At 33.1% G+C, this 7,379-nt stretch carries 10 protein-coding genes; 6 read left to right on the top strand and 4 right to left on the bottom strand.

From position 1 onward, the window contains the following. Positions 1 to 55: 55 nt before the first annotated feature. Positions 56 to 565, bottom strand: a complete 510-nt coding sequence (locus tag BD31_RS06515) for a 50S ribosomal protein L16 (protein ID WP_008300227.1) — start codon at positions 563 to 565, stop codon at positions 56 to 58. A 99-nt stretch (positions 566 to 664) separates the two neighbouring features. Between BD31_RS06515 and endA the strand changes: the two genes are divergently transcribed. Next, on the top strand, positions 665 to 1,228 hold the full coding sequence (gene endA / locus BD31_RS06510; protein WP_008300237.1) for a tRNA-intron lyase: 564 nt from the start codon (positions 665 to 667) through the stop codon (positions 1,226 to 1,228). On the opposite strand, the gene BD31_RS06505 is transcribed toward endA, so the two are convergent. Beyond that, the gene (locus tag BD31_RS06505; protein ID WP_048097535.1) at positions 1,225 to 1,881 is read right to left on the bottom strand and encodes a phospholipase D-like domain-containing protein; all 657 of its coding nucleotides are present in this window, start codon (positions 1,879 to 1,881) and stop codon (positions 1,225 to 1,227) included. The genes endA and BD31_RS06505 overlap by 4 nt on opposite strands. 1,539 nt (positions 1,882 to 3,420) lie before the next feature. Here BD31_RS06505 and BD31_RS10095 point away from each other — a divergent pair. From BD31_RS10095 to BD31_RS11035, 5 genes are all read left to right on the top strand, one after another. Further along, entirely contained in the window at positions 3,421 to 3,588 is a 168-nt protein-coding gene (locus BD31_RS10095; RefSeq protein ID WP_158641232.1) for a hypothetical protein, read from the top strand. 465 nt (positions 3,589 to 4,053) lie between these two features. Then, positions 4,054 to 4,578 (top strand): PEFG-CTERM sorting domain-containing protein, encoded by a 525-nt coding sequence (locus BD31_RS06500; protein WP_238536089.1) that lies wholly within the window; start codon positions 4,054 to 4,056, stop codon positions 4,576 to 4,578. A 69-nt stretch (positions 4,579 to 4,647) separates the two neighbouring features. Continuing rightward, positions 4,648 to 4,947: a winged helix-turn-helix domain-containing protein gene (locus BD31_RS06495; RefSeq protein ID WP_048097533.1), complete on the top strand. Its 300-nt coding sequence runs from the start codon at positions 4,648 to 4,650 to the stop codon at positions 4,945 to 4,947. A gap of 105 nt (positions 4,948 to 5,052) precedes the next feature. Then, complete coding sequence (locus BD31_RS06490; protein ID WP_008300240.1) at positions 5,053 to 5,811, top strand: hypothetical protein; 759 nt, start codon at positions 5,053 to 5,055, stop codon at positions 5,809 to 5,811. A 100-nt stretch (positions 5,812 to 5,911) separates the two neighbouring features. Then, on the top strand, positions 5,912 to 6,040 hold the full coding sequence (locus BD31_RS11035) for a hypothetical protein (RefSeq protein WP_008300243.1): 129 nt from the start codon (positions 5,912 to 5,914) through the stop codon (positions 6,038 to 6,040). On the opposite strand, the gene BD31_RS06485 is transcribed toward BD31_RS11035, so the two are convergent. Together BD31_RS06485 and BD31_RS06480 are read right to left on the bottom strand one after the other, a co-directional pair. After that, positions 6,041 to 6,763, bottom strand: a complete 723-nt coding sequence (locus BD31_RS06485; RefSeq protein WP_008300229.1) for a VIT1/CCC1 transporter family protein — start codon at positions 6,761 to 6,763, stop codon at positions 6,041 to 6,043. Between the two features lie 128 nt (positions 6,764 to 6,891). After that, complete coding sequence (locus BD31_RS06480) at positions 6,892 to 7,329, bottom strand: universal stress protein (protein ID WP_008300249.1); 438 nt, start codon at positions 7,327 to 7,329, stop codon at positions 6,892 to 6,894. Between the last annotated feature and the right edge of the window lie 50 nt (positions 7,330 to 7,379).

Below are 7,379 nucleotides of genomic sequence, written 5' to 3'. Positions count from 1 at the left end.
AGAATTTGATGAATTTTTAGAATTTATTAAAAACAAGAAATCTGATTTAGAGAATTTATGGTGATGCTTTATTCCATTCAATCACTTTGATTAATGGTGTTCCTGGTAATTTTACGCAAGCTCCTTGAAGTGCTTTTCTTGCAGCTTGTAAGTGGGCATCGCCATTGACAAACATCTCCATAATGCATTGTCCTTGTTTGACTCTGGCTCCTAAACTAGTTGCTTTACCCCATGATCTTCTCATCCCCTCTGAAACTCTATCTGCACCTGCTGTTGCAATCTGTTTATTTTCTCGAAGAAGATTATGTGGATAAATTCTAAGTCTTGAATAATAACCTGATTCTCCAGTTGTTTTCTCCAGGGTTTTGTTAGCTGCTAATCTGGCTGATTCAATTGCCATATGTCGAATCTGTAATTTCTCTTTTAGTAATAATTGAACACAGTGTTCATATGTTGCCCTTTTTCCACCTTGAAATTTTGCAATTTTAATCTGTGGTTTACCTTTGATGTATTCTTTTCTAGTAAACACTTGTCCATGTCCGTCTCTGTAATTTGCACCATGCATGATACCCTCAAGCCAGAAAACCCATATTTTAACGGTTAGTCGAGCACTTGTCTCTGTTCTCCAATGCTTATATGGAAATCCATTGATTTTCTCTTTACTATGGAAGAAACTCCTCTTGTGACTGGTGATTTAATTTCAGATCAAGTCTGTATCACTGATCAGGCCATGATACATGAATTAGATCTTAAGGGATTTGGGGATATTGAAAAAGAAAAATTATTTCTAAAACCGTTTGAATCTCTTTATCTACTATACACTAAAAGACTAATTCTCAAGAAAGGAAAAAAACAAATTGATTTTGATTCTTTTATGAGCCTCTGCCAAAAAATTGACTCTGAAATATTAACTAAATTTCTGATTTATCGTGATCTTCGAAATAGAGGGTATGTTGTAAAAGATGGATTTGGCTTTGGTTCCGATTTTAGAGTTTATGAGAGAGGACAGTTTGGAGAAAAAGGTGCAAAGTTTCTAGTCTTTGGTCTTAATGAAGGACAACAAGAAAAGATGGGAATTCTTCAGAAAAAGGTTGAAGAGATTACTCAAATGGGAAAAGAACCAATTATTGCAGTAATTGAGAGACGTGGTGAAGTGATCTATTATAAAATTAATAGAATGAACTTTAATGAAAACAAATCTGGATTAGAAGAACCCCTTGATATCTAATCATGCATTATCCATTCAGATGAATACTTTAGAAGATTGTTTTTTTCTGCATACATAAAATCATATACCTCAACGTATTTTGTTTTGTTTTGCCAAAGGTCTTCAAAATCTTTCATCTTTCTTTCAACACGTGATTGATCATTCCATGATGTAAAAACATCTACTGATTCAAAATCTCTAGTTTGAGTGGGAACAGTTCCTCTTGAGGTACCCGTAAATGCAACAGTTTGATCATGTTCATCTCTAAAAATTCCAATTCTTTCTGAGAATGAATCTGATATCTGTTCTGAATTTGGAATTGCAATCTTTATCTCTACTTGTCCGTTATCTATGATACTTTTCACTTTGTTTATTTTAGAATCTTTAATCAATTTACTATTGAATAATTTCACCTCTTTCTCAGAAAAGAGTTTTGTAAGCAAATCTAATTCCGATGCTCTAAATCTATGACCTGTCACCATTCTTAATTTTGCTTTACCTTCAGCAAAATTATCAAATGCCATGGATATTCTTGCTAGTGTGTGAATTGATAAAAAATCGACGCATCTGTCGTATTCTATGCAATTGCTTAGACAAGGAAAGAAAAATTCTGAAACAATATCATCCCTATCTGACCTGTATTCTTCCTTAAGATCTAGCTCTCTTAATCCCAACATAACAATCTCTTGATTTAGATATTTAAAGAAACAATTCTGTAATTTCAAATACTTCCATCGAGTTTTGTCTAATCCGTTAAAACCCTCTTCACTTTTGTTTATATGCAAAATAGATTTTTGTAGGAATTTTATTTTGCTATGTCTATAGTTAGCAAAAAGATGAGGTGCTGGTTAGATCCCAGTACTTATCTCACTAAATAACCTCTCGTCCTAAAGAATTGAATCTAAATTAAAAAAACCAATGAGATACATGGAAAACACTGGTCACAGGACGTAAATCTGACATGATGTGTTTTCCAAACCAATCACTCTACGACGCAGAACGATGGCTTCTCATTATACTGCATATTATGCAATAATATTTGAAAATTTTTTTGCATATGTGGTATGCTAACAATGCAATCTATTTTGATTCAACAATGGGGATGAATTTATGACAATTTGTACATTCATACATGTTCCTGAGTCCTGCCATTCTGACTTTTGCATCGTGAGAACAAGTATTTTGAGTAACCATGTCATGTGCCAAATTGTTCTTTAAGGCTCCCAATGACAGTCACAATTACACCCTTTTTGGCAATTAACTCTCTTACAATCTGTGCATATTTTCTGACGGTAAGAGGGTATTGTGTTCATAATACCATTACGTCATTCTGCCTTATTAACCCGTGTTCAAAAAATACGCTAGTACTTAAGTAAGAAAGACGTAGTAATAACATGATAACAACTGACAATTTGAAAGCCTGTAATAATTGTGGCAATGTGTTCTTGAAGAAAATGGGAGAAAATATGACAAATAGATGTCCTGCATGCAATGTTTGGAAAAAAGAAATATCAGATTAATGAATTCTAAAGTATCTAATTATCTTAAAAAAACATTCCACATATTTTTACATCACAACATACAAGAAAAACACTATTGGTGGATTGAAGAATAATCTTTATAAAAATATATTAATTTTTTTTAATTTTCAAAGCTGCATTCATATTTTTGCTGTTTTTAATTTTTGAAATTATTTTGACCCATGTAAAAGATGGGATAGTGTGTTAATTCTATTTGTCTGATTTAGTAGAGTCATCGTTCTTTGACTCTTCTTTTTTGTCATCGTTAACTACTACAATTGTTGGGTTTGTTTCTTTATTTTCCATACTATATAGAGTATTGTCTTTAATATATATTAGTGGATTTAAATTTATAGTTAATTAAAAAAATATATAGGAATTTAGGCATGAAATATAAAAATTACGCCAGTATATATCCGTGATAATAATAACAAAACCATGTTCAAAAAAATAATTAAAAAACTGAAATTAGGTTATTGTAAAACCCAGATAATTGCTGCTGCAAATGCAAAAGCAAAACATGAATAGGTCTAATCAATCTGAAGTGAAACAATTATGAAATATCGATGTATAAAATATAATTCTGAGTGGGAAAGCATATTGTGCACTTTTGATAAAGTACGAGAGCATGAACAATTTTATGTGGAGATGGAAAACTAATGCTTATCTGCAATAAATGTTATAACCAACATCATGATCAATGTATGGGAAAAGCTGGTATGTTTGATTGTGGTTGTAGGTGTTTTGAGAAATAAAATGAAATATCAATGTAGTAAATGTGATTTTCATTGGACAGGAACATCGTATACTTTTGATGAAGTTCGTGAACATGAAAAATCTCATTTGGAAGAGTTAATCTGAAATAAATAGAACAACATAACATAATGATAGAGCATACAAGATCAAATTATTTGAAAAAACAATTCATAAAGCAACACAACTTTTAACTGCAGCCCACGATACAGGAATTATCGCTGATAAAAATCCGGAAATTATGGCAACATCTGTAATTTATGCAGCATGTGTAATTACAGTAGGTTAAAATCTACAATAGAAGTGGCAGCAGTTACCAATATGAGTACTGTTTCAATAAGGAATAGAATCCATGAATTTAAAACAAAATTAGTTTTAATTTCCAAAATTAATTAACTAGTTTGCAACACTTACCAATACGTCTACTATACTTCCGTATTTGTTCATTAAACATACATTCATGTCAGCATTGGTTAATACTCTATAACTCAAGATAATGTATTGTTATCATCATCTAAAATACACACAAAGAAAATGAGTTTCACTTATGGATTTTCTATAGTGATCGTTTCGTTGTTTCTTCTATCTAGTTTCAGTGTAGATGTTTATGCCCAAGAAGTAATAGTCCCATCCCCCCTTAGTCTTGGTTCAAATCATTTGGGTTCAATGATAAAAATGGAAACTGTTTCAGATGATGGTTCCACTTGGATATTAGTTACATCTACAGAACCTGTAGAAAGAGAACACATGACAATCAATGTGCGATTTACCGACAAAAATGGACAAGAGCTGACTGATCTAAATTATGACATTTTAGTCACTCAAAATGGCCAAGTTGTTTTGGATGAAACTATGGTTAATCAACAAATTGGTATTAGAGATCATCTTACAAATGCATTACCTAGTAATGATAATGTAAACATCAAGATTACGCTGCAAGGTATTGGAACAAACATTCCTCTGACGGGACCTCATGGAGAATCGCTTGAGATTAACGTGGTTCCTGAATTTGGAACAATCGCAATGATGATTCTGATAGTTTCAATTATGAGTATTGTTGCAATTAGTGCCAAAAGCAAACTATCTCTCAAACTGTAGACTTGCTATGCCTGTCTATTATGATACAGATTATAAGCCGTAATTCTCATAAGTAATTGGTTTCAGTAATTGGGTAAAAGCGTCAATCCTAAAGTAGTGGAAATTCTAAAAACTAAATCTCTAGTACCGACCTTTGATCCAAGTATGAAAACTCTGATGCGTATTGTAAAATTCATGACTGAAAATTCCTCTGGAGGAAAAACTCAGTTGGCACTTGATACCAAACTAAACTATGCAAGACTTGCAAAACATCTTGTCTGGATGGAGAAAAAGGGCCTTGTTGAATCTACTATAGATGATAACAAAATTAATGTCTCTTTAACTAAAAATGGAAAGGATTTTGCAAAAATAATTTCAAAAATTAACTAACTAGTTTGCAACACTTACCAATACGTCTACTATACTTCCGCATTTGTTCATTAAACATTCATTCATGTCAGCATTGGTTAATACATTAAACCCCATTATGAAATTATGACAAAAACAAAAAAAATTCTAATACTTCCTGTATTGGCAGCATTAGTTTCTGTTTTAGCTTTTTCTGCTCAAGATGCAGCAGCATTAGTTTCTACAGTTACTAATGAAGGATCCTGTGAATCTCCAGCAATTGGTGGAACATGGAACTCTGTTACTTCAACTTGTAAAGTTGGAATTCTAGTAGTTGGTCCAACTGACAAACTAACAGTTGGAACTGGTGTCAATTTTGACATTGGAACATTAACTAGCAGCGGTACAATCCAAAATAACGGACAAATTAACATCGCAAGTGGTGGTGTAATCACAACATCTGGTAAGGTAATCAATAACGGCGTTATTGATAGTGTATCAGGTACAATAACAAACAGTGGACCATTCCAGAATTATGGTGAACTAATCTCCTCTGGAACAATCACTAATGGTCCAACAGGTGTTATTACAAACCTCGGTAACATGGCTAGCACTGGTACAATTACATCTTCTGGTGCCATTCTAGTGACATCGAATGCTATACTGACTAGCAGCGGTGTGTTTACCAACACATTGAACCTTACTAACAAAGGTGCAATCATGACAACTGGTACATTTACCAATAGTGGTCCTGTTGAGAATGTCGGTATAATCCTAAATCAAGGATTATTTACCAACAGTAACACAATCACAAACTCAGGTGAAATATTCAACCAATGTGGTGGTTCAGTCACAAATTCAGGAACGATAGCGCAACATACAGTAATCGATATCTGTATAGCTTAAGATAAGCGCGCTTTCTTTTTTATTTTTTATTCATAACTACCAACATCTAAACACTATAAGTGATATCTACATAATGTTTGTAACGAGGACATAAAGTAATATGAATAAATCTAAAAAAGTAAAAACAACACAAAAAAACAAGAACAATAAAACCATTCCTGAAAATCTTATGAAAAAAGAATATTTGGAATCATTGGAAAAATTAAAAAAAGAGTTTAAAGAAAAATAACTAAAAATTAATAATTCCTAGATTGGATAACTCACTTCCAATGCCATAACCAATAAGGGCTACTCCTGTCCCAAGCCCTGCCATTTCTAATCCGCCTATCAATTTGTTTGTGTTTGACATCTTTGATTTGATTACACCTACTACAAAAGATGTAGAAATGCTAATTCCTATTGCAACAAAAAGGGCATCAAGACCCGAGAAAACAAAGAAAGGCAATATGGGTAATAGTCCTCCGATCAGAAAAGACACAAACATTCTCAATGCGCTTTTTATTGGACTGCCTACAATCTCCAAGTTCAGATTCAGCTCTTCTGTCAGCATTGTTTCAAGCCACACTTTTTTGTCCGAAGTGATCTTCTCTACAACCATGTCAAGATCCTTTCCTGAAAATCCCTTTGCCTCATAAATTTCTCTAATCTCTTTTCTTTCATCATCTGGTTTATTTTCAATCTCCCATTTTTCACGTGCAATTTCAGATGTTAACAACTGTCTTTGTGTTTTTACTGCAAGATAGTTTTGTACTGCCATCGCCTTTGCACCGGTAAACATTCCTACCAGTGCTGCAAGAATAATTATGTTGGCTGAAACATCAGCGCCCCCAACCCCAGCTGCAATGCCAAGTGAGGTGTTAATTCCATCCCCAAATCCAAATACAAAATCCCTCATTGCGCTAGATTCCTTTAGGTGTGGTTCTAAATGCCGTGGTTCGATTACTTCTTTCAATGATTAAATTATTCAGGTCAACCCCTATTTACATATCCTCACTATGAACAGTCTGGAAGCACTAATGTTCAATTATAGTGTTAAAATAATCTCTATGAACAAAAAATTACCCAATTACTATGACAACATCAATTTTTAATGATTAAAACTGGACATTTTGCTTTTTGCATGACTCCATTACTCACACTTCCAAGTAATGTTTTATCAAAATTACCTCTGCCAGAAGACCCCATAATCACAAGATCAATGTGTTTAGATTTTGTAAATGTTATGATTGATTTTACAGTGTTGTTTGACTCTATAATTTTGAACTCTATTGACACCATGTTCTTTTTTGCGATGCCCTCTAACTTAGAAAACAGATCTTCTGTTATCTTTTTTGCCTTTCTCATGATGTCTTTGTTGATTCGTTTATCAATATACCACCCACCTAAATTCCCAATGTCAAGACAACTCACTACTTTGATGTGAGAGTTATGTTGTTTAGCTAATTCAATGGCTTTATTGAAAGCACGTAAAGACGAAATTGAATCATCATATGGAACTAGGATGTTGTTAAAAGCCATTTATTTTACCACCATTGCTGCACATTTGACTTGCTGTGCTACACTGTTTG

This window comes from Candidatus Nitrosopumilus salarius BD31 (assembly GCF_000242875.2).
Lineage (GTDB): Archaea > Thermoproteota > Nitrososphaeria > Nitrososphaerales > Nitrosopumilaceae > Nitrosopumilus > Nitrosopumilus salarius.
Note: the sequence above shows the minus strand (reverse complement) of the source record. Positions and strands in the feature narration are given on the sequence as shown.

Bases quoted from the DNA above. Each gene is read 5' to 3' on its own strand.
- BD31_RS06515 (WP_008300227.1), bottom strand. From the start codon at position 565: ATGCATGGTGCAAATTACAGAGACGGACATGGACAAGTGTTTACTAGA.
- BD31_RS10095 (WP_158641232.1), top strand. From the start codon at position 3,421: ATGATCAATGTATGGGAAAAGCTGGTATGTTTGATTGTGGTTGTAGGT.
- endA (WP_008300237.1), top strand. From the start codon at position 665: ATGGAAGAAACTCCTCTTGTGACTGGTGATTTAATTTCAGATCAAGTC.
- BD31_RS06480 (WP_008300249.1), bottom strand. From the start codon at position 7,329: ATGGCTTTTAACAACATCCTAGTTCCATATGATGATTCAATTTCGTCT.
- BD31_RS06490 (WP_008300240.1), top strand. From the start codon at position 5,053: ATGACAAAAACAAAAAAAATTCTAATACTTCCTGTATTGGCAGCATTA.
- BD31_RS11035 (WP_008300243.1), top strand. From the start codon at position 5,912: ATGAATAAATCTAAAAAAGTAAAAACAACACAAAAAAACAAGAACAAT.